The sequence below is a fragment of the Candidatus Tenderia electrophaga genome, from assembly GCA_001447805.1.
Lineage (GTDB): Bacteria > Pseudomonadota > Gammaproteobacteria > Tenderiales > Tenderiaceae > Tenderia > Tenderia electrophaga.
Genome location: CP013099.1, coordinates 2,295,789 through 2,319,823, shown reverse-complemented (window position 1 = coordinate 2,319,823; position 24,035 = coordinate 2,295,789). Strand labels below are relative to the sequence as shown.

Annotated in this window: 23 protein-coding genes; 5 read left to right on the top strand and 18 right to left on the bottom strand. The window is 60.6% G+C overall.

All coding sequences use genetic code 11. From position 1 onward, the window contains the following. Nucleotides 1-95: 95 nt before the first annotated feature. Nucleotides 96-791, top strand: a complete 696-nt coding sequence (locus tag Tel_10660) for a hypothetical protein (protein ALP53561.1) — start codon at nt 96-98, stop codon at nt 789-791. Then, entirely contained in the window at nt 788-1,591 is an 804-nt protein-coding gene (locus tag Tel_10655) for a hypothetical protein (protein ALP53560.1), read from the top strand. The genes Tel_10660 and Tel_10655 overlap by 4 nt, the downstream gene beginning before the upstream one ends. Before the next feature lie 378 nt (nt 1,592-1,969). On the opposite strand, the gene Tel_10650 is transcribed toward Tel_10655, so the two are convergent. The 4 genes from Tel_10650 to Tel_10635 are packed head-to-tail and all read right to left on the bottom strand — an operon-like array spanning nt 1,970 to nt 7,500. Then, nucleotides 1,970-2,686, bottom strand: a complete 717-nt coding sequence (locus Tel_10650; GenBank protein ID ALP53559.1) for a transcriptional regulator PhoU — start codon at nt 2,684-2,686, stop codon at nt 1,970-1,972. A gap of 29 nt (nt 2,687-2,715) precedes the next feature. Then, complete coding sequence (locus Tel_10645) at nt 2,716-3,555, bottom strand: phosphate ABC transporter ATP-binding protein (protein ALP53558.1); 840 nt, start codon at nt 3,553-3,555, stop codon at nt 2,716-2,718. A 31-nt stretch (nt 3,556-3,586) separates the two neighbouring features. Beyond that, nucleotides 3,587-5,239 (bottom strand): phosphate ABC transporter permease, encoded by a 1,653-nt coding sequence (locus Tel_10640; GenBank protein ID ALP53557.1) that lies wholly within the window; start codon nt 5,237-5,239, stop codon nt 3,587-3,589. After that, the gene (locus Tel_10635; protein ID ALP53556.1) at nt 5,239-7,500 is read right to left on the bottom strand and encodes a phosphate ABC transporter permease; all 2,262 of its coding nucleotides are present in this window, start codon (nt 7,498-7,500) and stop codon (nt 5,239-5,241) included. Before Tel_10635 ends, Tel_10640 begins: the two co-directional genes overlap by 1 nt. Before the next feature lie 256 nt (nt 7,501-7,756). On the opposite strand from Tel_10635, the gene Tel_10630 reads away from it, so the two are divergent. Continuing rightward, nucleotides 7,757-8,440: a hypothetical protein gene (locus Tel_10630; protein ALP53555.1), complete on the top strand. Its 684-nt coding sequence runs from the start codon at nt 7,757-7,759 to the stop codon at nt 8,438-8,440. Here Tel_10630 and Tel_10625 read toward each other — a convergent pair. The 14 genes from Tel_10625 to Tel_10560 form a co-directional block, all read right to left on the bottom strand. After that, the gene (locus Tel_10625) at nt 8,423-9,091 is read right to left on the bottom strand and encodes an endonuclease V (GenBank protein ID ALP53554.1); all 669 of its coding nucleotides are present in this window, start codon (nt 9,089-9,091) and stop codon (nt 8,423-8,425) included. The two genes, Tel_10630 and Tel_10625, sit on opposite strands and share 18 nt — an antisense overlap. Further along, nucleotides 9,091-10,809, bottom strand: coding sequence for a potassium transporter TrkA (locus tag Tel_10620; GenBank protein ALP53553.1), 1,719 nt, complete (start codon nt 10,807-10,809; stop codon nt 9,091-9,093). Before Tel_10620 ends, Tel_10625 begins: the two co-directional genes overlap by 1 nt. A gap of 13 nt (nt 10,810-10,822) precedes the next feature. Next, nucleotides 10,823-11,206 carry a hypothetical protein gene (locus Tel_10615; GenBank protein ALP53552.1) on the bottom strand — a complete coding sequence of 128 codons (384 nt, stop codon included), beginning with the start codon at nt 11,204-11,206 and terminating at the stop codon, nt 10,823-10,825. A gap of 169 nt (nt 11,207-11,375) precedes the next feature. Beyond that, nucleotides 11,376-12,095, bottom strand: a complete 720-nt coding sequence (locus tag Tel_10610; protein ALP53551.1) for a hypothetical protein — start codon at nt 12,093-12,095, stop codon at nt 11,376-11,378. Between the two features lie 31 nt (nt 12,096-12,126). Beyond that, on the bottom strand, nt 12,127-12,963 hold the full coding sequence (locus Tel_10605) for a phosphate ABC transporter ATP-binding protein (protein ID ALP54832.1): 837 nt from the start codon (nt 12,961-12,963) through the stop codon (nt 12,127-12,129). A 79-nt stretch (nt 12,964-13,042) separates the two neighbouring features. Then, nucleotides 13,043-14,356, bottom strand: coding sequence for a phosphate ABC transporter permease (locus Tel_10600; protein ID ALP53550.1), 1,314 nt, complete (start codon nt 14,354-14,356; stop codon nt 13,043-13,045). After that, on the bottom strand, nt 14,349-15,731 hold the full coding sequence (locus tag Tel_10595) for a phosphate ABC transporter permease (protein ID ALP53549.1): 1,383 nt from the start codon (nt 15,729-15,731) through the stop codon (nt 14,349-14,351). Before Tel_10595 ends, Tel_10600 begins: the two co-directional genes overlap by 8 nt. A gap of 65 nt (nt 15,732-15,796) precedes the next feature. Continuing rightward, the gene (locus Tel_10590) at nt 15,797-16,843 is read right to left on the bottom strand and encodes a phosphate ABC transporter substrate-binding protein (GenBank protein ALP53548.1); all 1,047 of its coding nucleotides are present in this window, start codon (nt 16,841-16,843) and stop codon (nt 15,797-15,799) included. A gap of 181 nt (nt 16,844-17,024) precedes the next feature. Further along, the gene (locus Tel_10585) at nt 17,025-17,996 is read right to left on the bottom strand and encodes a phosphate-binding protein (GenBank protein ID ALP53547.1); all 972 of its coding nucleotides are present in this window, start codon (nt 17,994-17,996) and stop codon (nt 17,025-17,027) included. A 75-nt stretch (nt 17,997-18,071) separates the two neighbouring features. After that, nucleotides 18,072-19,337: a PAS domain-containing sensor histidine kinase gene (locus Tel_10580; GenBank protein ID ALP54831.1), complete on the bottom strand. Its 1,266-nt coding sequence runs from the start codon at nt 19,335-19,337 to the stop codon at nt 18,072-18,074. A 60-nt stretch (nt 19,338-19,397) separates the two neighbouring features. Beyond that, nucleotides 19,398-20,087, bottom strand: a complete 690-nt coding sequence (locus tag Tel_10575; GenBank protein ID ALP53546.1) for a two-component system response regulator — start codon at nt 20,085-20,087, stop codon at nt 19,398-19,400. Between the two features lie 71 nt (nt 20,088-20,158). Next, a complete protein-coding gene (locus tag Tel_10570; protein ID ALP53545.1) occupies nt 20,159-21,007 on the bottom strand; it encodes a hypothetical protein in 849 nt (282 codons plus the stop codon). Then, nucleotides 20,973-22,166, bottom strand: coding sequence for an alcohol dehydrogenase (locus tag Tel_10565; protein ALP53544.1), 1,194 nt, complete (start codon nt 22,164-22,166; stop codon nt 20,973-20,975). The genes Tel_10570 and Tel_10565 overlap by 35 nt, the downstream gene beginning before the upstream one ends. A 3-nt stretch (nt 22,167-22,169) precedes the next feature. Then, nucleotides 22,170-22,466, bottom strand: a complete 297-nt coding sequence (locus Tel_10560) for an antibiotic biosynthesis monooxygenase (protein ALP53543.1) — start codon at nt 22,464-22,466, stop codon at nt 22,170-22,172. A 97-nt stretch (nt 22,467-22,563) separates the two neighbouring features. Here Tel_10560 and Tel_10555 point away from each other — a divergent pair, with 97 nt between their 5' ends. After that, the gene (locus tag Tel_10555) at nt 22,564-22,908 is read left to right on the top strand and encodes a hypothetical protein (GenBank protein ALP53542.1); all 345 of its coding nucleotides are present in this window, start codon (nt 22,564-22,566) and stop codon (nt 22,906-22,908) included. A gap of 158 nt (nt 22,909-23,066) precedes the next feature. Then, nucleotides 23,067-23,921 (top strand): hypothetical protein, encoded by an 855-nt coding sequence (locus tag Tel_10550; protein ID ALP53541.1) that lies wholly within the window; start codon nt 23,067-23,069, stop codon nt 23,919-23,921. Nucleotides 23,922-24,035: the final 114 nt, after the last annotated feature.

Sequence of the window (24,035 nt, the reverse complement as noted above, 5' to 3'; positions counted from 1 at the left end):
TTGGTCGTCCCGCACGCCGAAATACTCGCTTTATGGCGGCGTTATTTCCTTTTATGATGTGCTTGGAATTCAGCCGTTAATATGGAAAACCCTTGTTGAATATTCTCGCCATCGAGACCTCCACCCAGGCCTGTTCCGCCGCCCTGTTGTGCGACGCACAAGTGTCACAGCGCTATCAGGTGGCCCCCCGCGGCCATGGCGATTTGATCCTCGGCATGATCGATCAATTGCTGCGCGAAGCGGATTTGACGCCGACCCGTCTGACGGCCGTCGCCTTTGGTCGCGGGCCGGGGGCCTTTACCGGCGTGCGCGTCGCCGCCAGCGTGGCGCAGGGGATTGCCTACGCCGCCGACCTGCCGGTGGTGCCGGTCTCGACGCTGGCGGCCCTGGCCCTGGCGGGGTATCGTCACAACGCCTATCAGGCCGTGCTGTGCGCCACCGATGCGCGCATGGGGGAGGTCTACTGGGGTGCTTATCAGGTGCAGCAAGGAGTGGTATCGTTGCTGGGGGATGAGTGCGTGTGTCGGCCCGAGGCCGTGCCGGTGCCCGGCCCGGGTGAGTGGTATGGCGTCGGCAATGGCTGGGCGGTGTACGCCGGGCAACTGCCGGATGTGCTGACGCATGTGCCGGTAGCGGAAATGACCGAATGGCTGCCCAGGGCGGAGGAGGTGGCGTTGTTGGCGAAACATGAATTTGAACAGGGCAGGACAGTCGCTGCCGATCAGGCCGTGCCGGTCTATCTGCGCGACAACGTGGCACAAAAAAAACAAAACTATAAAAGCCTATCGTGAGCAATCAAGACAAAGCGATTGAACTGGTTCAGCTGACCGATCCGCACCTGTATGCGGATCAGTCGGTCGGCTTGTACGGGGTCAACAGTTTTCAGAGCTTCGAGGCCGTGGTCAACAAGGCGCTAGAGCAGACCATGGATGTGGCCGTGATCAGCGGCGATCTGGTGCACGACGAGTCGGAACAAGGTTATCAACACCTGCGTCAGGTCTTGGAGCGGCTCAAAGTGCCGACTCATCTGATCCCCGGCAATCATGACGATGCCGGTTTCATGCAGTCCGAATTCGGTCAGGGCGTGATCAGCTGTGACAAGCAGATTCGCATGGGGCAATGGCAGCTGTTGCTGCTGAACTCGCAGTTGCCGGGCCAGGTGGGCGGTCATCTGGATGACAAGGAACTACGCTGGCTGGAGCGCGCCCTGACTAAGTCGGATGCGCCGTACAGCATGATCTTTCTGCATCACAACCCCGTGCCGGTGGGCTGCAAATGGCTGGATCCGCTGGGGCTGGGGAATCCGGAAAAACTGTTCGAAGTGATCGCCGCCCATCCCCAGGTGAAGGCCGTGGTGTGGGGGCATGTGCATCAGGAGTTTGACGAAGAGCGCGCCGGCGTGCGGTTGTTGAGTACGCCGTCTACCTGCATACAGTTCAAACCCGGCGTGGAGGAATTCGAACTCGACTATCTGCCCCCGGGTTATCGCTGGTTCCGACTCCACCCCGATGGCCAGCTCGAGACGGGGGTGCGGCGTTTGGCCAGGGTGCCGGAAGGCCTGGACCCTGGCGCCGCAGGCTACGGTATCTAACGTAGGTTGTACCCGTGGGGCATAAAGGAGAAGCAAATGTCGCGCACTCCAACACGTCCGACCGTCACGCCCCCCGTGCGAGGGTTTTGGTTTTATTGAGGCTAGACATGGGGAAGGGCTGTAAATCTCCCCCAACCCCTCTTTAAAAAAGAGGGGGCTATACCGATGTGCCGCGCGGTTGTCGACAAAGCCCAACTATAAGCACGTAGGTCCCCCCTTTGAAAAAGGGGGGTAGGGGGGATTTAAAAGACCTTCCTGGTTCCCCCAATCCCTTGGGGTGGGGATATGATTTCAGCAGGCGCTGCCTTGGGCTCGAACCTATGGCGCCGTCTCGCAGCCTGACGTGTTGGGGTGCGCTGCGCTTACCCCAACCTACATTTAGCCCTCCGTCGCCTCTTTTTCCAGCTGCTCCAGGGTGGTGTGGCGCACGTCTTTGCCCTTCACCAGATAGATGACGTATTCACAGACGTTCTTGGCATGGTCACCGATACGCTCCAATGCCCGCGCCGCCCAGGTGGCGCCGAGGACACGCTTTATGGTGCGCGGATCTTCCATCATGAAGGTCATGTTCTGGCGGATAATGGCCTCGTATTCGTGGTCGGCCTGCAGGTCCATTTTGGCGATCTTGACCGCGGCCTCGGCGTCCATACGGACAAAGGCATCCAGTGCGCCGCGCAGCATGTTCTGGACATGGGTGCCTAGGGATTGGATCTCGATGTAGCCGTTGCGCGGCCGCTCCATCTCTGCCAGTTCGCGTCCGATGCGCGCGACCTTTTCGGCCTGGTCGCCCATGCGCTCCAGGTCGGTGATGGTCTTAATGACGGCGATGACCAGGCGCAGGTCGCTGGCCGTGGGCTGACGGCGGGCGATGATATGGGTGCACTCTTCATCGATGTCCACTTCCATGGCATTGACCTGGATATCGCCTGTGGTGACTTCATCGGCCAGGGCGGTATCGCCCTCGGTGAGTGCTGTAATCGCCTTCTTGACCTGTTCCTCGACCAGGCCGCCCATGGCAAACACCTGGCTGCGCAACCGTTCCAGCTCGGCGTCGAACTGTTGCGAAATATGATGAGGCAAATTGCTGTTGTCCATGTCTGGCTCCGTTGCGTATGCTGCCGGTTCTAGCCGTAGCGACCGGTAATGTAATCTTCAGTCTGTTTCTTTTTGGGATTGGTGAACAGCGTGTCGGTATCCGCCAATTCGATCAATTCGCCCATATACATGAAGGCAGTATAGTCGGAAACACGCGCCGCCTGCTGCATATTGTGGGTGACGATGACGATAGTGAACTCGGATTTCAATTCGTAAATCAACTCCTCGATCTTGAGTGTCGAGATCGGGTCCAGCGCCGAAGCCGGCTCGTCCAGCAGTAGGACTTCCGGCTCGATGGCGATGGCGCGGGCGATGACCAGACGCTGTTGCTGGCCGCCGGACAGACCGAAGGCGCTGTCGTGCAGGCGGTCCTTGACCTCATCCCACAGCGCCGCGCCGCGCAGCGAGCGCTCTACCACCTCGTCCAGGGTGCGACGATGCTTGACCCCCATCAGCCGCAGACCGTAGGCGACATTCTCATAAATCGACTTGGGAAAGGGGTTGGGTTTCTGAAACACCATGCCCACCTGGCGCCGCAGCGCGGCGGCGTCGACGTCGCGATGGTAGATGTCTTGGTCATGCAAGATGATCTGGCCCTCGATCCGCACGCCGTCCACCAGATCGTTCATACGGTTGAAGCAGCGCAACAGCGTGGATTTGCCGCAGCCGCTGGGACCGATGAAGGCGGTGACGCGCTCCTTCGGGATGGTCATGTTGACGTCCTTGAGCGCCATTTTGTCGCCGTAGAAGAGCCTCAGGTCCTTGACCGTGAGCGCCGTTTCGGCGGTCGCCGGGGAAGCGGACCTTTGCTTCGACTTGATGGCGTCCAAATTGACGCCATGGGTGGTGGGGGCGCTTGAATCACTCATGGGCATCGTCTCTTGATTGCTTGCTTGTGCATTACTGTTCCAGTGACTTGTATTTTTCCCGCAGGCGATTGCGGATGGCAATGGCGGCCAGGTTGAGTACGATGATCACCAGCACCAGCAACAGGGCGGTGGCGTAGACCAGCGGCCGCGCCGCCTCCACGTTGGGGCTTTGAAACCCGACGTCGTAGATGTGAAAGCCCAGGTGCATGAACTTGCGGTCCAGATGCAGGAAGGGAAAGTTGCCGTCCAGGGGCAGGGTGGGCGCCAGTTTCACCACCCCCACCAGCATCAGCGGCGCCACCTCGCCGGCGGCGCGCGCCACCGCCAGGATCAGGCCGGTCATGATGGCCGGGCTGGTCATGGGGATGATGGTGCGCCATAGGGTCTCAGCCTTGGTGGCCCCGAGGGCCAAACTGCCTTCGCGGATGGACTTTGGAATACGCGACAGGCCCTCTTCGGTGGCCACGATCACCACCGGCACGGTGAGCAGGGCCAGGGTGATGGAGGCCCACAGCAGGCCGGGGGTGCCGAAGGTGGGCGCAGGCGCCGCTTCGGCGAAAAATAACTGGTCGATATTGCCGCCCAGAAAATATACGAAGAAGCCTAAGCCGAACACACCGTAGACGATGGAGGGCACCCCGGCCAGGTTGTTCACCGCGATGCGCACCATGCGGATGATCGGACCTTGCTTCGCGTATTCGCGCAGATAGATGGCGGCGATGACGCCGAAGGGCGTGACCAGCACGGACATGATCATCACCATCATCACCGTGCCGAAGATGGCGGGAAAGATGCCGCCTTCGGTGTTGGCCTCACGCGGTTCTTCACTGACGAACTCCCACAACTTGCCGATGTAGAAGCCGACCTTGTCCAGCACCGACATGCTGTTGGGGCGATAGGCCTGCACGGTCTTGGCGATGGGGATTTCCACCGTCCTGCCGTCGACGGTCGCGGCGGTGAGCGAGGCACGGTTCAGCTCGCGATAGAGCGCCTGCAGATCGTCCTGCAGGTGCTCGTATTCCGCTTGCAGTTTCTCTTTTTCCCGTTCCAGGCGGGCCAGTGCCTCAGGGCTGTCCTCACCCTCCAGTTCCAGGCCGCGTCGTTCCAGGCGCAACTGTTCCATGGCGTAATTGATGGCGCCGATGTCGCCCTTTTCGATGTCGCGGATGGCGGCGAAGGTTTCGCCGGTGTGTTCGATTTGTTGCTGCAGGGTATCCCAGCTGCCCGGGCCCTCGGCGATCACCTCGCCATCGCGTTTCACCTGTTTCAGAAAGCCGTAGAAATTGCCCCATTCGCGCCGCTCGATCACCATCATATCGTCGGCCTGGCTCCATTGCTGGATCCGCGGCGCGATCAGCCAGCGGAAGTCGATGCCGTAGAGATCGCGGTTGCCGGTCTTGATCAGATACCGGGTGATCCATTCTGCGTCGCTGTCCAACTCGATACCGCTGTCGGTAATACGCGCGGCGGGCACCTCTTCCGAATCGCGGATCTCGCCCGCCACCTGCACGATTTGGCCGTTATCGTTTTGATAGGTGAAGCTCTCCACATCGGCGGGCCAGAAGTGCCCCAGGCCGCGCGCCGCAATCAGCAACAGCAGACCTACGACCATGATGATGCTGATACTGACGGAGGCCGCCGTCAACCAGACCCAGGGGGAACCGCTATTGATCCATTTACGCATTAGAGAGAACTATACTTTTTACGCAGCCGCTGACGCACAACCTCAGCGATGGTGTTAAAGAAAAAGGTGAACATGAACAGCACCAGGGCGGCCAGGAACAAGACGCGGTAATGGGTGCTGTCCACTTCCGATTCCGGCATTTCCACCGCAATATTGGCCGACAGGGTGCGCATGCCCTGGAAGATGCTGAAATCCATCACCGGGGTGTTGCCGGTGGCCATGAGCACGATCATGGTCTCGCCAACGGCGCGGCCGAAACCGATCATCACGGCCGAGAAGATGCCGGGACTGGCGGTGAGGATAACAACCCGGGTCAAGGTCTGCCAGGGGGTGGCGCCCAGGGCCAGGGAGCCGTTGGTCAGGTGCCGGGGCACGCCGAAAATGGCGTCCTCGGTGATGGAGAAAATGGTCGGGATGACGGCGAAGCCCATGGCGATGCCCACCACCAGCGAGTTGCGCTGGTCGAAGCTGACGCCCAGTTCCCGGTCCAGCCAGAGTTGCGTGTCGCCGCCGAACAACCACGCCTCGAGCGGATGATTGATGGCAAAGCACAGCCAGGAGACCAACAGGATCAGTGGTATCAACAGCGCCGCCAGCCAGCCGTCCGAAACCCGGTTATGGATGCGGGGAGGGAGCTTGTGCCAGGCATAACTTGCGCCGACCACCGCCAGGGGCAGGAGCAACAGCAGGGCCAGCATGGCCGGCAGGTATTCTTCCATCAGCGGTGCCAGCCACAGACCGGCGAGAAAGCCGAGGATGACAGTGGGCAGGGCCTCCATGATCTCGATGGTGGGCTTGACCATGGAACGCATTTTCGGTGTCATGAAATAGGCGGTATAGATGGCGCCGAAGATGGCCAGCGGGATGGCGAACAGCATGGCATAGAAGGCCGCCTTGATGGTGCCGAATGAGATCGGCACCAGGCTGAGTTTGGGCTCGAAATCGCTGCTCGCCGAGGAGGATTGCCAGACATAGGCCGGTTCGTCGTAACTTTCGTACCAGACCTTGCCCCATAGCGACGACCAGGACACCTCGGGATGCTCGTTGTGCAGGCGCACGAAGATGAGTTGATCCTCGGCGTTCTCGACGATGGCGGCGTTGGCGCGCGGTCCGATGGTCACCTGTTGAGCCGCGACGTCGCTCAACTGTTCGGTGAGAATGGTTTGATCGGCGGTGCTGTGGAAAATGCCGAGGCGTCCAGCGCGGTCCACTGCCAGAAAGCCCTTGCGCGCGTGCTCGGTGGCGAGACTGGTTATGGCCGCCGTCGCCAGTTTGAAATCGCGGATATGGGTCAGTCGTGGCATGCCGTCCGCGTTCTTGACCGGAAACCACTGGCTGACATTGCCCTGGCTATCACCCGCCAGAATGGAGATATCGCCGGTCAGAAATTCAAAGCTGGTCAATTCGGCCGGGCGTTGTAGCAGGTTCACCGTCTCCAGCGCTTCCGCTGCGCCGGGATCGTTGACATCATAGGCCGTGACCTCGCCGCGGGGCGTGGCCAGATACAGCACATCCATCATTTTATCCAGCAGCATAAAACGGAACTTCGCCGCCGCGGATGTGATGGAGGTGGTCTCCACCTCGATCTCCACCGCGTCGCTGAGAAACGAGACCTCTTTCTGGATATCGGTGAGCAATAGCTCGCCGTCGGCGGTAACGGCGCTGATCATGGCCTGATCCTCGGCGTTCTGAATGGCCAGTTGGCTCAGGGGGCGTGCCTGTTCATCCACCACGATGGGTTCCTGGCCCAGGGGATAGTCGATGAAGGGGGTGATGGTGCGGATATTATTGGGATAGCTCACCTTATAATTGTGGCGCAACACCACCGCGCTACCGTCGTCCAGGCCGTAGGCGACGATGCGTGAGGCCGGATCGGCGGCGCTGAAGCTGGTGATCACCGCTCCCGGCGGCAGCGCCGCGGCGACGCCGTCGATAATCCGCCCATCTGCGGTGCTGAAAAAGGTCGCCCGGCCACGGTCATCGAAGCGGACGGCGATTTCGGCCTGTTCCTCCATGGCCAGCAGCATAGTTTCGCTGTCCGCCGCGGCCGGGCTGGGGTAGCGTGCTTCCACTTCAAGGCTGCCCGACAGGAACAGGGGAAACACCACATACACCAGATAAAAGAAGATCAAGGCCACCGCCGCGATGACCCCCAGTCCGCCGACACCGATCATGTATTTCGCCAGCAGGTCTTTGACCCGGCGCATTTTGCGGTGGCGTTGACTGGCGGGGGAGTCAACGGGTGGAAGGGCTGTAGCCATGGAATTCGCTGTCCTTGGATGTGCTGCGCATCATACTTTGCATTTATGACAAATTTATTACAACCGTATTTAAAGAGAGGAAATTATTGTAATTATATGATTGTTCAAGAGAAAGCACATTGCCGTCTTTATGTCTCGCGGGTCGTGGCGATTTTATACAAGGTGTGGCTATGTGGCTATAATGAGTTTTTTACAACTGCATATTCAAGCCGAATGGGCGCCTTAGGCGCTGTAACCGAGTCGGTTTTTGGAGGCCATGAAACCGGTGTACGCAAATAGAAAAATTGTGGCGGCCCTGGCCTTGTGCGCATCCTTGGGGGTGCTTGCCGCCGATAACACCCGCTACGTCAGCGATCATCTCATCATCACGCTCCGCAGCGGTCAAGGGGACCAGTTCCGGATCCTGGAATCATTGCCTTCGGGCACGCGTTTGGAACTGCTGGAGGAGAGCGAGGACAGCGAGTTCGCGCGTGTCCGCACTGCGGACGGCACCGAAGGCTGGGTGAGAAGCTGGTACCTCACCGACACCCCGACCGCGGAGTTATTGCTGGATGAGGCGCAAAGCAAGGCCGAACGCCTGGCGGCGGAGAACAGGACCCTAGCGGCCGCCAATCAAGATTTGAAACAGCGCCGCAGCGCCCTGACGCAGGAGTTGCAGGCGCTCAAGGGCAAGCACGAAGCCGTATTGGCCGAGAACGAAACGCTCAAGGATGTCGCCGCCCGTCCTATGGAATTGGAAAGTGAAAACCAACGCCTTCGCGTGGCCCTGGCTCAGCTGCGGGCCGAGAATACGCGCCTGGCCAGCGACAACACGAGGCTGCGTAATAGTAGTGTGCAGAAATGGTTCATGGCCGGCGCCGGGGTGCTGGTGGTGGGGATCATCCTGGGGCTGGTGGTACCGCGGCTGCGACGCCGGGGGTCCTCAAACTGGTGGACCTGAGGCCAGCCGGTGGGCCTGGCGCGTGGTCTCGGGTAGCTTGTAGCGCGTCACACAGCCCATCACGAAGTCGATGGCGCTTTCCAGGCCGATACGATGGCCGAGGGAAATATAAAGCGGTTTGACGCCTTCCCGGGTGCGTAATACCGCGCCGATGATTTGGTCGCCATCGGTTAACGGCGTCCACCCTCCTTTCTGTTGCGGGACCGTTCCATGGCGGCCGGTCAGCCGCGTCTTGCCCACCCCGATGCTGGGCAGGTGGGTGATCACACCCAGGTGGGAGGCAATGCCCAGACGGCGCGGGTGGGCCAGGCCCTGGCCATCGCAGAGCAGCAGATCGGGTGTCTGCTTGAGTTGATTCAAGGCGTCCAGCACGGCCGGGATCTCGCGAAACGACAGCAGGCCGGGGATGTAGGGGAACTCGGTCGGCCGCCGGGCAACGGCCTGTTCCAAGGGCTGCAATTGGGGATAGCTGAGCACCGCCGCCGCGGCGCGGGTAACGCGGCCGCCATCCTCAAAGCCCACATCCACCCCCGCCACACGCCTGACCGTGCCGAAGTCATCCGTGCGGATCACCTGTGCCGCCAATTCGCGCTGCAATTCGACCGCCTCGCGCGGGCTGAGATCCCAGCGATGCGACGCCCGATAGCGCATTAGGAGCGTTGCCGCGCAAACCAGCGCCAAATATAACCGTCGGGACGGGTCTCGCCGGATTCGATATAGCGCAGGGTGTTGTGGTTCTGCAGCGTCCAGCGCATAAGTTCGCTGATGCCGTAGCGGCCGCACAGCAGGATCTGATCGCCGCTTTGCAACGGCTCATTGACCTCGGGCAGCAGGATCGATTCCTCGCCGCGTCGGATCAACAGCGGCAAACAACGCAGTTGGCGCTCGCGCGCGCGCGGGTCGCTGGTGAGATGGCCCAGTTGAACGCTACGGCCGTTCTCGATGGCATGGGTCACCGCCAGGGCCGACTTGTAATTGATGTGCAGGGTCCAGATATCCGGCACGATCTGATCGCAGACCTGCTCGATCCGCGGTATGACCTCACGCGCCAGATCGTTGCCCTGTTGTTTGAGTAGGCGCAAAAATTCGTACAGCAGCGGTGTGGTGACCAGCGCCAGCACCTTGAGGGTGACCACCTCGCTGTATTGCATGACGTGGTTGCTCTTGATGGCGGCGAAGACGAGGTCGTTGCCGCGTTTGTTCTGCCGCGCCACGGTATACAGTTCCGGGTTCAGTTCCTTGGCGGTCATGAGGATGGAGAGATTGTCGGCGTCATCATTGGTGCCGGCGACGATGCCGGCGGCGTGTTTCACATCCGCCGCCAGCAGGGTGACGGCCTCGGTGCCCTTGCCGACGATGCAGGCGCCCTCGCATTGGGTGCTGACGGGGTCGGCCTCGACGATGGTGGTGGATACGCCCTGACGTTTCAAATGTTTGTCCATGGAGCGGCCGAAGCGGCCGTAGCCGCACAGGATCCAATGGCCCGCCGGGGGCGGCGTGTGGCGCGTCAGCGGCGTGCGCGGCAACTGGGTCAGCCAGTCGAACACCCTGTGCAGTTCGGGCGAATGCAGGGCCGTGGCCATCTCCTCGGCGAAGGCCTCGAAGGGATTGATGACATAGTCGGTGCCGAAAGAGGCCATATTGGCCTGGGTGGCCTCGGTTTCGGCGCGGCAGATCACGCGCAGTGAGGAGTTGAGCAGCTTGCCGCTGATGGCGATTTCCAGATTGGTGTGGTCGCCGTTGGTCAGGGCCAGGATGCCGACGCAAAAGGGCGATTTAAGCCCGGCGTTGCGCAAGGTGTTGGGATCGCCGGCATCGGCGCACAGGCCGGGCACGTAGACATCCAGCTCGGTCAGCAACAGTTCGTTGATGCGGTCCTGTTTGATGTCGATGACCACGGCGCGCAGGCCGCGCTGGGTCAGCGCCTTGGTGATCAGGGTGCCGGTGTCGCCATAGCCGCAGATCAGGTAGAACGGATCGCGGATCTGGCGCACATTACGCACAAAACGGTTCTCGGTGATGGCGCGCTGCAGCGCCGGGTCCTGGGCCAGGGCCAGGATCTTGCCGATGGCGTATAGCCAGGCGATGACGGTGAGATAGACGCTGAAGGTGGTCCACATGCGCTGGGCATTGGTGAAGGGGTAGGGGATTTCACCGAAGCCGATGGTGGTGGCCATATAGCTGACGAAATAAAAGGCGTGGAAGAAACTCATGTGCCAGGGATCGCCCCGGTCATCCACGCCGGGGATCAACACAAAGCCGAGCACCGAGACGGCATAGGCGCTGATCAAGACGATCAACGGCGCGCGCATGCGCCGCAGCACTAACGAGACCACCTTGTAATTGGAGTGTCGCGGTCTGATCAGCATCTGAGCCTCAACATCAGCGCCGCATGGTGACGGTTTCGATAATCAGCAGCACCACCGAGGTGACATTGGCCAGCAGGGCGCCGCCGGACAGCGAGACGATGGAGCTCATGACATGGGGCGTAAGACCGACCTCGGTAACGTAGAGCGCGCCGCCCCAGACGATGGCGGCGGCGATGAGCTGCAGGTCGGCCACCAGGCTGGTGGCCAGCAGCACCGCGCCGATCTGGGTGCGCTCGCCGAATTTGAGCACGGTGGCGATGAGGCTGATCACTAAAGCGGCGAACAGCTCGTAGACGTTGTGGTGGTCGGGATTATCGATATCCCCGATGAAAAAGCCGAAGTTCAGCGTCAGGGCCAGCACGATAAAAAAACCGAACACAACCTTTTCGAAATTCATTCTGTTTGCTCCCTTGCCAGGCGAATTTTTTCTACCTTGTCACAAGAGTAGTATGCAGGGCAATTGAATGAAATAGAAAAAGCCCCTGTGGTGGGGCTTGAAGATGACAAACCTGCGGTCCGTAGCCTCGGTTTATCCTTTAGGGGTATACGAGTCGGGTCGTGGTTGCTTACTCATTATCGGTGGCGCACAGCGCCGAGATGTCCTGGTGTCTGACATCGGTGCCATTGGTGATGTAGAGGGCCTGTTCCACCAGGTTGCGGCTGTGTTCGCCGATGCGCTCGAAGGATTTGAGTATCAGCACGATATTGATGGCGTGTCCCACGTTGCGTGAATCCTCCATCACAAAGGTGGTCAGACGGCGCAGCGCCGAGCGAAAGTCCTCGTCCAATTCGTCGCGTTCGCACAGCAGTTGCTGCGCCTTGGTCTGGTCGAGGCTGTCGAGCACCTCGACGGCGTTTTCCAGCAGCTCGGTGGCACGCCTGCCCATGACGAAGACATCGCGCATCAGTTGGCTGCTGGGATCGTTGTTTTCGTTGTCATAGATGTTGAGTGAAATCGCGGCGATCCGCGAGGCGAGATCGCCGATGCGTTCCAGGTCGATGACGGATTTGGAAAAGGCCATGATGACGCGCAGGTCCAGCGCCACGGGCGAACGGGTGGCGATCAGATTGACGATCATTTCATCAATCTTGAGTTCGTCGTTGTCCATCTCTTTTTCGCGCTCGTTGACGCGACGGGCGGCACCCAGGTCTTCATCCTTGAGGGCCCTGAGCGCCAGCCGGGTTTGGTCCAGCGCCAGCCCCGCCATCTGGATGATTTGCATATGCAGCTGATTCAGATTGCCGTCGTAACGTTTTACCGTATGACCCTCAAGCAGATATGACATGACTCGTTCCTTTGCTGTGCGGCTGCGCTGATTAACCGAAGCGGCCGGTAATGTAGTCTTCCGTCAATTGGTGGCGCGGATTGGTGAACAGGGTTTCAGTGTCGCTGACCTCGATCAGGTCGCCGAGATGAAAATACGCCACCCGTTGTGACACGCGCGCCGCCTGTTGCATGGAGTGGGTGACGATGCAGATGGTGTATTGATGGCGCAGTTCGTCCATCAGCTCTTCGATCTTGGCCGTGGCGATGGGGTCCAGGGCGGAGCAGGGCTCGTCCATCAGAATCACCTCTGGGTTGACGGCGATGGTGCGGGCGATGCAGAGGCGCTGCTGTTGACCGCCGGAAAGGCCGGTCCCGGGTTGGTCCAGGCGATCTTTGACTTCGTCCCAAAGCCCGGTCTTTTTCAGGCTGGTCTCAACGATCTGGTGCAGTTCTTCCTTGTTGTTGGAGACGCCGTGGATTCTGGGGCCGAAGGCGATGTTTTCCCAGATGGATTTGGGGAAGGGGTTGGGCTTCTGAAACACCATGCCGATCTGGGCGCGGATGGGGACCACATCGACCCCTTTGTCATAGATGTTCATGCCGTCGAGTTGGATATCGCCGCTCACACGGGCGCCGGGGACGGTGTCGTTCATGCGGTTGAGGCAGCGCAGAAAGGTCGACTTGCCACAACCCGACGGGCCGATCATGGCCAGGATCTCGTTGTGCGCTATGTCCAGGCTGACATCATTGATGGCGTGTTTGTCACCGTAGTAGACGTTGACGTTGCGACAGGTGATGCGGGGATTGTCCACCGTGGTGGTGCCGACGGTGCCGCGCGCTTCCCGCTCGACCTTTTTCCGGGCGGGTTTCGGTCGCGCGGGGGACATCTTGCCGTGGAATGCCTCAGTCATTGTTACCTCTTCATTGATTACCGTTTGCATAGCGCCTCCTTGGCGTTGTCGGCGATTACCAGCGCCGTTCGAAACGTTTGCGCAGGATCACCGCCAGGGCGTTCATGGTGATCAGAAAACCGAGCAGCACCATGATGGCGGCGGCGGTGCGCTCGACGAAGCCGCGCTCCGGGCTGTCGGCCCACAGGTAGATCTGCACCGGCAGCGCTGTGGCCGGGTCGAAGACGCCGCTGGGGATATCGACGATGAAGGCCACCATGCCGATCATCAGCAGCGGCGCCGTTTCGCCCAGGGCCTGGGCCATGCCGATGATGGTGCCGGTGAGCATGCCCGGCAGGGCCAGCGGCAGCACGTGGAACCAGACCGTCTGCATGGGCGAGGCGCCGATGCCCAGGGCCGCCTCGCGGATGGACGGCGGCACCGATTTCAGCGCCGCACGGCTGGCGATGATGATGGTGGGCAGGGTCATCAGGGTCAGCACCAGGCCGCCCACCAACGGTGCCGAGCGCGGCAGGCCGAAGAAGTTGATGAATACCGCCAGCCCGAGCAGGCCGAAGACGATGGAGGGCACCGCCGCCAGGTTGTTGATGTTGACCTCGATGAGGTCGGTGAGGCGATTGCGCGGTGCAAACTCCTCCAGGTAGATGGCCGCCGCCACGCCGATGGGAAAGGACAGGGCCAGGGTGACGATGAGGGTCAGGATGGAACCCATGGCGGCGCCCCAAATGCCGGCCAGTTCCGGGTCACGTGAATCGCCGGCGCTGAAGAAGGTGGTGTTGAAGCGCAGTTCGATACGCTGTTGCTGTTGCAGTTGATCGATCCAGGCGAGCTGCGTGTCTGTCAGACGCCGCTCGCTCTCGGGCAGGTCGCGGTCGACGTGACCCTTGATCAGCATATCCATCTCGGAGTCGGCCGGAACCCACAGGGACTGGGTCGTGCCGATCAGATCGGGATTGGCCAATATCATTTCGCGCAACTGATAGCCGGCGCCGGCACTGACCAGGCTATACAGATTGCGCTTGTCCTGGCGCCCCGTGACGGCCGGGAACATGTCGCGCAGGGTGGCCTTGACCAGGCCGCCGTAGTCGGCCGCCGACAGGGTCGCATAATCAGTCGTGCCGGGGGCGGCGATATAGTCCGGATCGAAGTGGACATCCAACTCGACATAAGTCTGCACAAAGGCGGTATAGCCCCTGCTGACGATGCTGGTGAACAGGATGACCAGAAAACACATACCGATGACAATGGCGCTGATGCCCAGGCGGCGAAAGCGGCGTTCCGCGCGGTAGCGCTTGCCCAGGTGCTTGTGCACCACGTCGATGCAGCGCGGCGGCGTCGGCGAGTCGGCGGAGGGGCTTGGATTACTCATATTGCTCCCGGTACTTGCGCACGATGTGCAGGGCGATCACATTCAACACCAGGGTGGTGAGGAACAGCATCAGCCCCAGGGCGAAGGCGGCCAGGGTCTTGGCGCTGTCGAATTCCTGATCGCCGGTGAGCAGGGTGACGATCTGCACCGTCACAGTGGTGACCGCCTCCAGCGGGTTGACGGTCAGGTTGGCCGCCAGGCCGGCGGCCATGACCACAATCATGGTCTCGCCGATGGCGCGGGACACGGCCAACAGCACGCCGCCCACGATGCCGGGCAGGGCGGCGGGAAAGATCACCTTACGCACTGTTTCGGATTGCGTCGCCCCCAGGCTGTAGGCGCCGTCGCGCAGTGATTGGGGCACGGCGTTAATGACATCATCCGACAGGGAAGAGACGAAGGGGATGATCATAATGCCCATCACCAGTCCGGCCGCCAGGGCGCTCTCAGAGGCCACATCCAGCCCGATCAGGCCGCCGCTATCGCGGATGAACGGGGCGACGGTGAGGGCGGCGAAAAAGCCGTACACCACGGTGGGCACGCCGGCCAGGATTTCCAGCAGCGGTTTGGCCGAGGCGCGGAGCTTGGGGCCGGCGTATTCAGACAAATAAATGGCCGACATCAGACCGATGGGCACGGCCACCAGCATAGCGATGAACGAGATGAGCAGCGTACCGGCGAACAGCGGGACCGCGCCGAAGGCACCGCTGGAACCGACCTGGTCGGCGCGGATGGCGGTCTGAGGGCTCCACTCCAGCCCGAACATGAATTCGGTGAGCGGCACGGTCTGAAAAAAACGCAGCGATTCGAACAGTACCGACAACACGATGCCGACGGTGGTGAGAACGGCGATGCTGGAGCAGACGATGAGGAAAACTTTGATGATGGATTCCACCGCATTGCGCGCCTGATGCTTGATGTGGATGGCGCGCAGCTTGAGCGCGGCCAGGCCCAGCGCGAGTGACAGCGCCAGTAGGGCGATCAGGCCGTGGCTGATGGACTGTAGACGACGGTAATGTTCAGCCGCTGCCAGGATGGCGGGATCGGCGTCAGAGGAAACGATATTGCCGTTGACGGTGTTCTTGATGTCATTGACGATCAGGTTGAGGCGCGCCGGGTCCAGCTGTTGCAGGTCGGCGGGCAAACGGGCCACCACCAGGTGGGTGATGATGGTCGTTTCAAAGGCAAACCAGACACTCAGCAGCAGCAGTGCCGGGATGCCGCACCAGAGGGCGGTATACAGGCCGTAATAACTCGGCAGGGAATGAAGCTGGCTGATCTTGCCGTCGCTCACACTGAAGGCGCGGCGCCGGCCAACATAGTAGGCGGCCGAACTCAGTATGAGTAATAGCAGCAGCAGGGTTTGCACGGACATAGGCGTTACCTAAAAATATAATGGGCGGCGACGCCAGGGTCGCCGCCCCTTATGCATTTGCCTGGTTACATCTTGAGGGTATCGAGCTGCTTGGCATCTTGGGCGAACGTATTGCGCTCGGCTTTGGGCATGGGCACCAGGCCGCGGTCGGCCAGGTAGCCCTCTTCGCCCCAGGCCTTGTTGCTGGTGAATTCGGCCAGGTATTCCTTCATGCCCGGAATCACGCCGACATGGGCCTTTTTGGCGTAGAAGTAGAGCGGACGTGAAACGGGGTAGCTGCCGTCGGCGATGCTGTCGAATTTCGGTCGCACGCCATCGATGGCGGAGCCCTGCACTTTGTCACGATTCTGATCCAGGAAACTGTAACCGAACACGCCCAGGGCGTCGGCGTTGCTTTCCAGTTTCTGTACGATCAGGTTGTCATTCTCGCCGGCTTCCACATAGGCGCCGTCTTCACGCACGGTGTGACAGATGCTCTTGTAACGGCTCTTGTCCTCTTTCTTGATGGCCTTGATCCAGTCGAATGTTTTGCAGCCGCCTTCCAGAGCAAGCTCGGCAAAGGCGTCGCGGGTACCGGAGGTGGGGGGCGGACCCAATACTTCGATTTCGATATCGGGCAGGCTGGCATTGACCTGTTTCCAGGTCTTATAGGGGTTGGGGACCAGCTCTTGCTTGCCGTTGGGGTTGGGCACGTCCTTGGCCAGGGCCAGGAAAATGTCCTTCAGCTGCAGGTCCAGCTGGGGCGCCGCTTTGGAGTTGGCGATGGCGATGCCGTCATAGCCGATCTTGACCTCGATGATTTCCTTGACGCCGTTCTTTTCACACATTTTTACTTCGGATGACTTGATGCGGCGTGAGGCATTGGTAATGTCCGGGTGTTCCACGCCGACACCGGCGCAGAACAGCTTCAGGCCGCCGCCGGACCCGGTGGATTCGATCTTGGGGGTCTTGTACTTGCTGGTTTTGCCAAACTGTTCGGCAACCACGGTGGCGAAGGGGTAGACGGTGGATGAGCCCACGATGCTGATATAGTCGCGGCTGGAGTCGGCCTGGGCGGTGCCGATCATGCCGCCGGCCAGGATCAGGCTGCTTGCCAGAGAATGCTTAAACATAATTTTAACCTCTCGATTTGAGTGAATGAATGAACTAAAAAACCTAATCGCGATTACTCAATTCGAGAGCATTTTACGGAGCCAATGTTACGCTCGTGTGACCGACTGAAATATTTGAGCGGTGATTCAGACAAAAAAAGCCCCGCCGAGCGGGGCCTTATGAAAAGCAGCGGGCGGCGTGTTATTCCAGGCTCTCCAGCACCCGATCCACCACCTTGGCCGGCAGCGGGATATAGCCGTCTTTGACGACGACTTCCTGCCCGGCCCTGGACAACACCATCTTAAAGAACTCACGCTCCAACGGCGCCAGGGGCTTGTTGGGGTGCTTGTTGACGTAGACATACAGAAAACGTGACAGCGGGTAGTCGCCGGCAATGGCGTTGTCGGGCGTGGCCGCGACGAAGGGGTCACCCGGCTTTTTCGCCAGCGGTACGGCTTTGACGCCGGAGGTCTTATAGCCGATACCAGAATAACCGATGCCGTTGATGGAGGCCGAGACCGACTGCACCACCGAGGCGGACCCGGGCTGCTCGTTGACGGTGTTCTTGGCGTCGCCTTTGCACAAGGCCTTTTTCTTGAAATAGCCATAAGTACCGGAGACCGAGTTGCGGCCGTAGAGCTGGATATCCTGATTGGCCCAGCTGCCGCTCAGGCCCAGGTCGCCCCACTTGGTGATGTCAGTGTCATGTTTGCACTTGCGCGTGACGGAGAATATGGCATCCACTTCCGGGATGCTCATGCCCTTGATGGGGTTGTCCTTGTGCACGTAGACCGCCAGGGCGTCGATGGCGACCGGCACGGCGGTGGGCTTGTAGCCGTAGCGCTTTTCGAAGGACTCGATTTCCTTATCTTTCATTTTGCGGCTCATGGGCCCCAGGTTGGAGGTGCCCTCGGTCAGGGCCGGCGGCGCGGTGGAGGAGCCTGCCGCTTGGATCTGAATATTCACATTGGGATATTCGCGCTTGAATTCCTCGGCCCACAGGGTCATCAGGTTAGCGAGGGTGTCGGAACCGACGCTCGACAGGTTGCCGGAAATGCCGCTGGCCTTGCTGTATTCAGGCAGCTTGGGGTCGACCTTGCTGTCCGCCAGCGCCGCGCCGGATGCCAGCGCCAGGCCGCCGGCCACGGCGATCAGAGTGTTACGAAGTTTCATCGAATATTGCTCCTGCAGTCGTTGGGGAAAACATCGTCTAAAGTGACGAGCTGGCGCAAGTATGCGGCCTTAATATTACATTTTTATGACGGATTGTTGCGGGTAAATGACCATGCTTTCGGCGGGAAAATCGCAGATGAAGGTGCTGCCGCGGTTGACCTGGCTCTTGATTCTGAGCTTGGCCTGGTGGCGCTCCAGCACATGCTTGACGATGGCCAGGCCCAGGCCGGTGCCGCCGATGTCGCGCGAGCGGCCGACGTCGACGCGGAAAAAGCGCTCGGTCAGCCGCGGCAGGTGTTGCGGCGGAATGCCGATGCCGGTGTCCGTCACCTCCAGATGGGCGCCGGCTTCATCGTGATACCAGCGGATGGTGATGTTGCCGCCCTTGGGGGTGTAGCGCACGGCGTTGAAGACCAGGTTGGAAAAGACGCTGTAGAGTTCGTTCTGTACGCCGTAAAGCCCCAGCTCGTTGTCGCACTCCAGGGTGATGCGATGTTCTTTTTCGGCGCTCAGGACGAGCGCTTCCTCTTTGATGGCATAGAGTTGGCTGGGCACCGGTACCTCTTCGCGCGCGGCCGGTTTGAGTTCCTCGTTTTCTAGCCGCGACAGCATCAACAGATCGTTGACGATGTTCTGCATGCGGCCCGATTGGCGCATCATCATCTCCAGGGTGTCATGCCATTCGGCCAGCGGCCCGTCGGCTTCATCCTGCATGCTTTCCAGATAGCCGTGGATGACGGTCAGCGGGGTGCGCAATTCGTGGGAGATATTGGAGATGAAGTCGCGCCGCATCTGTTCCAGGCGTTTGATGCGGGTGATGTCGCGGGCGATCAGCAGGCGCTGGTTCTGGCCATAAGGGATGATGCGCACACTCAGCTGTTGTTGTTCATCTACCGGCGCGGGTATTTCGAGTGGAGTCTCATAATCCTTGCGGTTGAGATAGCGGATGAAACTGGGATGCCGGATCAGATTGCTGAGATGCTGGCCGATGTCCTTGGCCGGTTGCAGGCCGAGACTCTCCTGCGCGGCCTTGTTGACCCATTCAATCTGGTCGTAGCGATTGAGCACCACGGTGGCGTCGGGCATGGCCGCGGTGGACTCCTTGAAGCGGGCGATGTACTTGGCCAGTTTCTTCTTGCGGTCGCGGTTCTTCTGTTGCAGGTGGTAGATGCGGTCGAAGATCTCGGCCCAGATGCCTTGACCTGCCGGCGGATGGAATTTGCCCGGTTTGTTGAGCCAGCGCGCCAACCGGTTGATATTGTGCAGGTGCCAACCCAGATAGACGGCGAGGGCGATCAGCAGGCAGGCCAGCAGCTGTTCGATGACAAAACCAATCACCATCGCCAGGCCCAGCAGGCCGGTCAGGCGCCAGATTTCCTTACTCAATGGAGACAATAACCCTCACTCCTCAGCTGTCAGCCGGTAACCCGCTCCTCGTATTGTCTGTATCATACGGTCATACGCCACCGGTTCAAGTGCTTTTCGCAGCCGGCGGATGTGGACGTCGACGGTGCGTTCCTCAATATAGACATTGCTGCCCCAGATGCGGTCCAGCAGCTGGGTGCGGCTGAAAACCCGGTCGGGATGTCCCATAAGGAACTGCAGCAGCTTAAATTCGGTGGGGCCGAGATTGACCTCGGTGTTGCCGGCGTGTACCCGGTGGCCCTTGAGGTCGAGGGACAGGCCGTTGATGTTGATCACATCCTTGCCATGGCTGGGCGAGGCGCGGCGCAGTACGGCGTTGATACGGGCGCCCAGCTCACGCGGCGAAAAGGGCTTGGTGATGTAGTCGTCGGCGCCGGCGTCCAGGCCGCGGATCTTATCGTCCTCCTCGCCGCGGGCGGTGAGCATGATGATGGGGATGTCCTCGTAGCGCTCGTCGGCCTTCAGCTGTCGCGCCAGGTCGACACCGCTGATGTCGGGCAGCATCCAGTCAAGCAGGATCAGATCGGGCAGGATCTCGCCCAGTTTCTTGAGTGCCGTGCGGCTGTCTGCGGCGCTGACCACATTGAAGCCCTGGCGCTTGAGGGTGAAACTCACCATCTCGCGCACATCGGCTTCGTCATCGACTATAAAGATATTGACTGACATAGGTTTGGCTTCAGCTGTCTTCGGTGGTGGCATTAGAAAACAGATCTGTTACAGGAGTATGACAGAATGTTTCAAGGGGAATGCACCAGCGTGTCGGAGCGCCCCAGGATCCAGCTGACAGCAAAGCCGATAACGTGATAACTATGCTTTTCCAGCAGCGGACTGTCACTGAAGCTGGCGCCCTTGAGGGTGTCGAGGCGCAGGAAGGCGGCGACGGAAAGGTTGCCGAGGGTCTTCGAGGCGGTCAGGGTGAGACGGCTGCCGCTGTACCCGCTGCGTCCTTCATGGGCCGGCCGTTGCGCCGTGACATAGACCGGTTTGACGCCGTAGAAATAGTCGTGATAGGCATCGTCGCTGAAGATGGGGCCGACGGAAACGCTGTATTCCGGATCGCTGGCGGCGGCCGGCCTGCGGTAGTATTCCAGGTAGGGGGCGAAGACCCAGCCTTCATGGGTCCAATCCAATCCATCCACTGAATAGGCCGCCCGCAGCGGCAGCCGCAGCCACAGACTGCGGTGCTTCCTGCGCGGCTCATGCCAGAGCCGGATTTCCAGGGAGGGGCCGAATTCCACCGTCGGCGCCAGTTCGGGCATCCCCTGGCGCGGACCGTCCTGGTCGCTGGGCACCGGCACGCCGCCGGCCAGGCTCAGGTCCAGCACCAGATCATCACTGCTGTAGAGCAGGCCCTGGATGCCTTCGTCATCGACCTTGAAAAAATCGCCCCGATAGATGATGTAGGGAAAGGGCAGCAGGTAGCCGCGCTCGCTGTCGCTGCCGCGGTAATAGGGCAAATGCAAGCCGGCGACGCCGATCCCCAGCTCCCACAGGGGGCGTTGCTGGGCCTGGGCACAGCTGCAGGCCAGGCCCAGAGCGAGTGGCAGGACTTTAAAGACGTTGCTGCAGGATTTCGCGGATCTCATCATCCGTCAGTACGAGGGGGTTGGTTTGCATGCTGCTGCCGCGGCTATGCGCGACAATCGTGTCGAAATCGTGTTGCGTGATGCCGTAGGCGCTCAGGCGCGGCAGCTGCAGTTGTTCACTCCAAGCGTGCAGCACCTCGAGCAGGGCCCGGCGCGCCTGTTCGTCCGAGGCCTCGGGCCGCTCGGCCAGCAGCCGGCCCACCTGGGCGTATTTCGCCAAGGCCGGGCTATGGGGCTCGCGTTGTTGCAGGGCGCGCATGTTGACCTCGGTGGCGGCCGCCACCAGGGTGCCGCAGACCACTCCGTGAGGAATGGGGAAAAACGCCCCCAGCGGCGAGGCCAGGCCGTGCACCGAGCCCAGTCCCACCTGGGCCAGGGCGATGCCGGACAGCAAGGCGGCGTAGGCCATGGCGCAGCGCCCCTGGCTGGCCTGGGGTTCCTGGCCGCGCCAGGCGTCGAGGAAGCCCTGTTTTACCGCCTGGATGCCGCTCCAGGCTAAGGCGTCGATGAAGGGATTGGCCTTGGTGGAGACATAGGATTCCAGCAGCTGGGTGAAGGCGTCCATGCCGTCAGCGGCGATCAGAGCCGGCGGACAACTGGCCAGCAGCTCCGGGTCGATAAGGGCGTATTCGGGCACCAGGCATTCGTGGCGGAAGGATTTCTTGAAACCGTCCGGACCCTGGCGGCTGAGTACGGCATTCTTGGTCGCCTCGCTGCCGGTGCCGGCGGTGGTCGGGACCGCAATGAAGGGCAGGGCGGGGCCGCGGTAGTCGATGCCCTTGCCCACCCCCTCCAGGTGATCCAGCACCGAATTGCCATGGGGCAGCAGGCCGGCCACGGCCTTGGCGGCGTCGACCACGCTGCCGCCGCCGATGGCGACGACGGTGGCGATGTTGGCGCCGGCGTAGTGTTTGACGGTTTCATCCACCAGCTCGGGGGAGGGCTCGCCGGAGACCACCACGTTGTCCCAGCGCATCTGCTGTTGGTCCAGCGCGTCGATCAGTGCTTGCCATCGCGGGGTTTGGCGCAACGAACGTGCGCCGGTTACCAGCAACACGCGTTCGCCGTATTGGGCGATCAGCCCCGGCAGTTGCTCCAAGCTCCCCGCGCCGTAGACAATGCGCGGCAGGCGCGAAATAGAAAAATCATTACACAGCATGGCTCAGCCTTTGGGAAACAGTCCGTGGTATTGCACCCCCTGGCGCGGTTCGGCCATCCAGTCGGCCACGCTGTCGCGCCACTTGAGATAATGGGCGGTGTGTTTGTGGGCCTGGGCGTCTTCGTCCGAGGCGTAGGCCTCGTAGAGCACGAAGCGGTTTGGCTCATCGGCGGCCTGCAGAATGTCAAAGCGGCGATTGCCGCTCTCCTGCGTCGAGGCCTTGTGGTTTAGCCGGGTGGCGGCGATGAAGGCATCGATATGTTCGCGTTTGACGTGAACATGGACCAGGGTCACGTGCATGGCGCTCTCCTCTCGAACTCACTGGTTTTGTATAGTACTGTGCTCACAGGAGAAATGACACAGGCCCGAGCGTGGCCGAGCAATGGAGGAGGGAGCAATGACTGACTGTCTGTTTTGCAAAATGGTGGCCGGCGATATCAGCCCGGATACGGTTTACGAGGACGACGAGGTGCTCGCCTTTCGCGACATCAATCCCCAGGCGCCCACCCATGTGCTGGTGGTGCCCAAGCGTCATATCTCGACCATTAACGATTTGAATGCGGACGACGCCGAGCTGGTGGGCAAGCTCTATCTCGTGGCGCAGCAGGTAGCGGCGAAGGATGGCATCGCCGAGGAGGGTTACCGGACGGTAATGAACTGCAACGCCGGCGCCGGCCAGAGCGTCTTCCATATTCATCTGCACGTCTTGGGCGGACGCCCCATGCGTTGGCCGCCGGGTTGAGTGCCCGAAGAAACCAGTCCCAATTCAGTCGCTTAGTTAGCTCCGGAAAAAACTGAGGGGGGTCGGCTTTAAAATCGCCGCGCGGCGACGATAAACAGACAGTGACGCGAAAACAATAATTTTAATAACAGTTGAACTTTTCCGGGAGTAGTCTGGCAGTGGAAAATAAAGTGTCTGAGTATGACGTCCTCGTCGGTCTGGTCGAGCGGGTGAAGCTGCCGCCGCAACCGAAAGTATTGCTGGCCATCAATGACGAAATGAAGAAGGAGCACCCCGGTTTCGAGCGCATTGCCGGCTTGGTCGAGCAGGATCCGGCCCTGGCGGCCAAGGTATTGAAGTTGGTCAATTCACCGTTTTACCGCACCTCCGATAATGAAATGCATTCCATGGTTCAGGCGCTGTCCATTCTCGGGCTGCGCAACTTCTATTGTGTTGTATTGGCCTCCTCGCTCAAGGATATCGTCGGCATTACCGAGGCGACGATTAAACTGTGGAATCACACCCTGGTCGTGGCCAAGACCTGTGAAATGATCGCCCGCACCACCCGGGTCGTCGCCCCCGAGCTCGCCTATATGGCGGGGTTGTTTCACGACAGCTCGATCCCTATGCTGCTGGATAAGGAGCCGCGGTTTAAAGAATCCATGCAAATGGTAATCGCGCTGGGGGGTGATATCGAGCGCTTTGAGCAGGACAACTTCAATACCAGCCATGCCGTGGTGAGCTATCTACTGGCCCGCTCCTGGCAGCTGCCGGAAGTGGTCTGCGATGCCATCCAGCAACACCACAGTGACGACCTGAGCCTGTTTCCCACCCTCCAGGCACGCCGCTTGGGTGCGGCCCTCATACTGGCGGATCGTTTGGCCCGCGCCAGTGCGCCGGCCAACGGGGATGCGCAGCAAGAGGATGCATTTTGGCGCGGCATCGAGGCCGAGGTATTGAAGGAACTGGGCCTGGAAGCGGACAATCTGGAGGAATTCAGCGCCATTGCGCGTGAATATGCCGCCACGGCTTAGTCGGCGGCGCGGGAGCCAGCACACAAAACCAGAACGCAAAAAAGGCGGGATTCCCGCCTTTTTTCATTGAACCGGCCGCAACCGGTTTAGGAGTTGGAGCTATCCTTTTTGTCG

Excerpts from the sequence above, each read along its gene's own strand:
- Tel_10650 (ALP53559.1), bottom strand. The coding sequence starts at position 2,686 with ATGGACAACAGCAATTTGCCTCATCATATTTCGCAACAGTTCGACGCC.
- Tel_10645 (ALP53558.1), bottom strand. The coding sequence starts at position 3,555 with ATGAGTGATTCAAGCGCCCCCACCACCCATGGCGTCAATTTGGACGCC.
- Tel_10640 (ALP53557.1), bottom strand. The coding sequence starts at position 5,239 with ATGCGTAAATGGATCAATAGCGGTTCCCCCTGGGTCTGGTTGACGGCG.
- Tel_10635 (ALP53556.1), bottom strand. The coding sequence starts at position 7,500 with ATGGCTACAGCCCTTCCACCCGTTGACTCCCCCGCCAGTCAACGCCAC.
- Tel_10630 (ALP53555.1), top strand. The coding sequence starts at position 7,757 with ATGAAACCGGTGTACGCAAATAGAAAAATTGTGGCGGCCCTGGCCTTG.
- Tel_10625 (ALP53554.1), bottom strand. The coding sequence starts at position 9,091 with ATGCGCTATCGGGCGTCGCATCGCTGGGATCTCAGCCCGCGCGAGGCG.
- Tel_10620 (ALP53553.1), bottom strand. The coding sequence starts at position 10,809 with ATGCTGATCAGACCGCGACACTCCAATTACAAGGTGGTCTCGTTAGTG.
- Tel_10615 (ALP53552.1), bottom strand. The coding sequence starts at position 11,206 with ATGAATTTCGAAAAGGTTGTGTTCGGTTTTTTTATCGTGCTGGCCCTG.
- Tel_10610 (ALP53551.1), bottom strand. The coding sequence starts at position 12,095 with ATGTCATATCTGCTTGAGGGTCATACGGTAAAACGTTACGACGGCAAT.
- Tel_10605 (ALP54832.1), bottom strand. The coding sequence starts at position 12,963 with ATGTCCCCCGCGCGACCGAAACCCGCCCGGAAAAAGGTCGAGCGGGAA.
- Tel_10600 (ALP53550.1), bottom strand. The coding sequence starts at position 14,356 with ATGAGTAATCCAAGCCCCTCCGCCGACTCGCCGACGCCGCCGCGCTGC.
- Tel_10595 (ALP53549.1), bottom strand. The coding sequence starts at position 15,731 with ATGTCCGTGCAAACCCTGCTGCTGCTATTACTCATACTGAGTTCGGCC.
- Tel_10590 (ALP53548.1), bottom strand. The coding sequence starts at position 16,843 with ATGTTTAAGCATTCTCTGGCAAGCAGCCTGATCCTGGCCGGCGGCATG.
- Tel_10585 (ALP53547.1), bottom strand. The coding sequence starts at position 17,996 with ATGAAACTTCGTAACACTCTGATCGCCGTGGCCGGCGGCCTGGCGCTG.
- Tel_10580 (ALP54831.1), bottom strand. The coding sequence starts at position 19,337 with ATGGTGATTGGTTTTGTCATCGAACAGCTGCTGGCCTGCCTGCTGATC.
- Tel_10575 (ALP53546.1), bottom strand. The coding sequence starts at position 20,087 with ATGTCAGTCAATATCTTTATAGTCGATGACGAAGCCGATGTGCGCGAG.
- Tel_10570 (ALP53545.1), bottom strand. The coding sequence starts at position 21,007 with ATGAGATCCGCGAAATCCTGCAGCAACGTCTTTAAAGTCCTGCCACTC.
- Tel_10565 (ALP53544.1), bottom strand. The coding sequence starts at position 22,166 with ATGCTGTGTAATGATTTTTCTATTTCGCGCCTGCCGCGCATTGTCTAC.
- Tel_10560 (ALP53543.1), bottom strand. The coding sequence starts at position 22,466 with ATGCACGTGACCCTGGTCCATGTTCACGTCAAACGCGAACATATCGAT.
- Tel_10555 (ALP53542.1), top strand. The coding sequence starts at position 22,564 with ATGACTGACTGTCTGTTTTGCAAAATGGTGGCCGGCGATATCAGCCCG.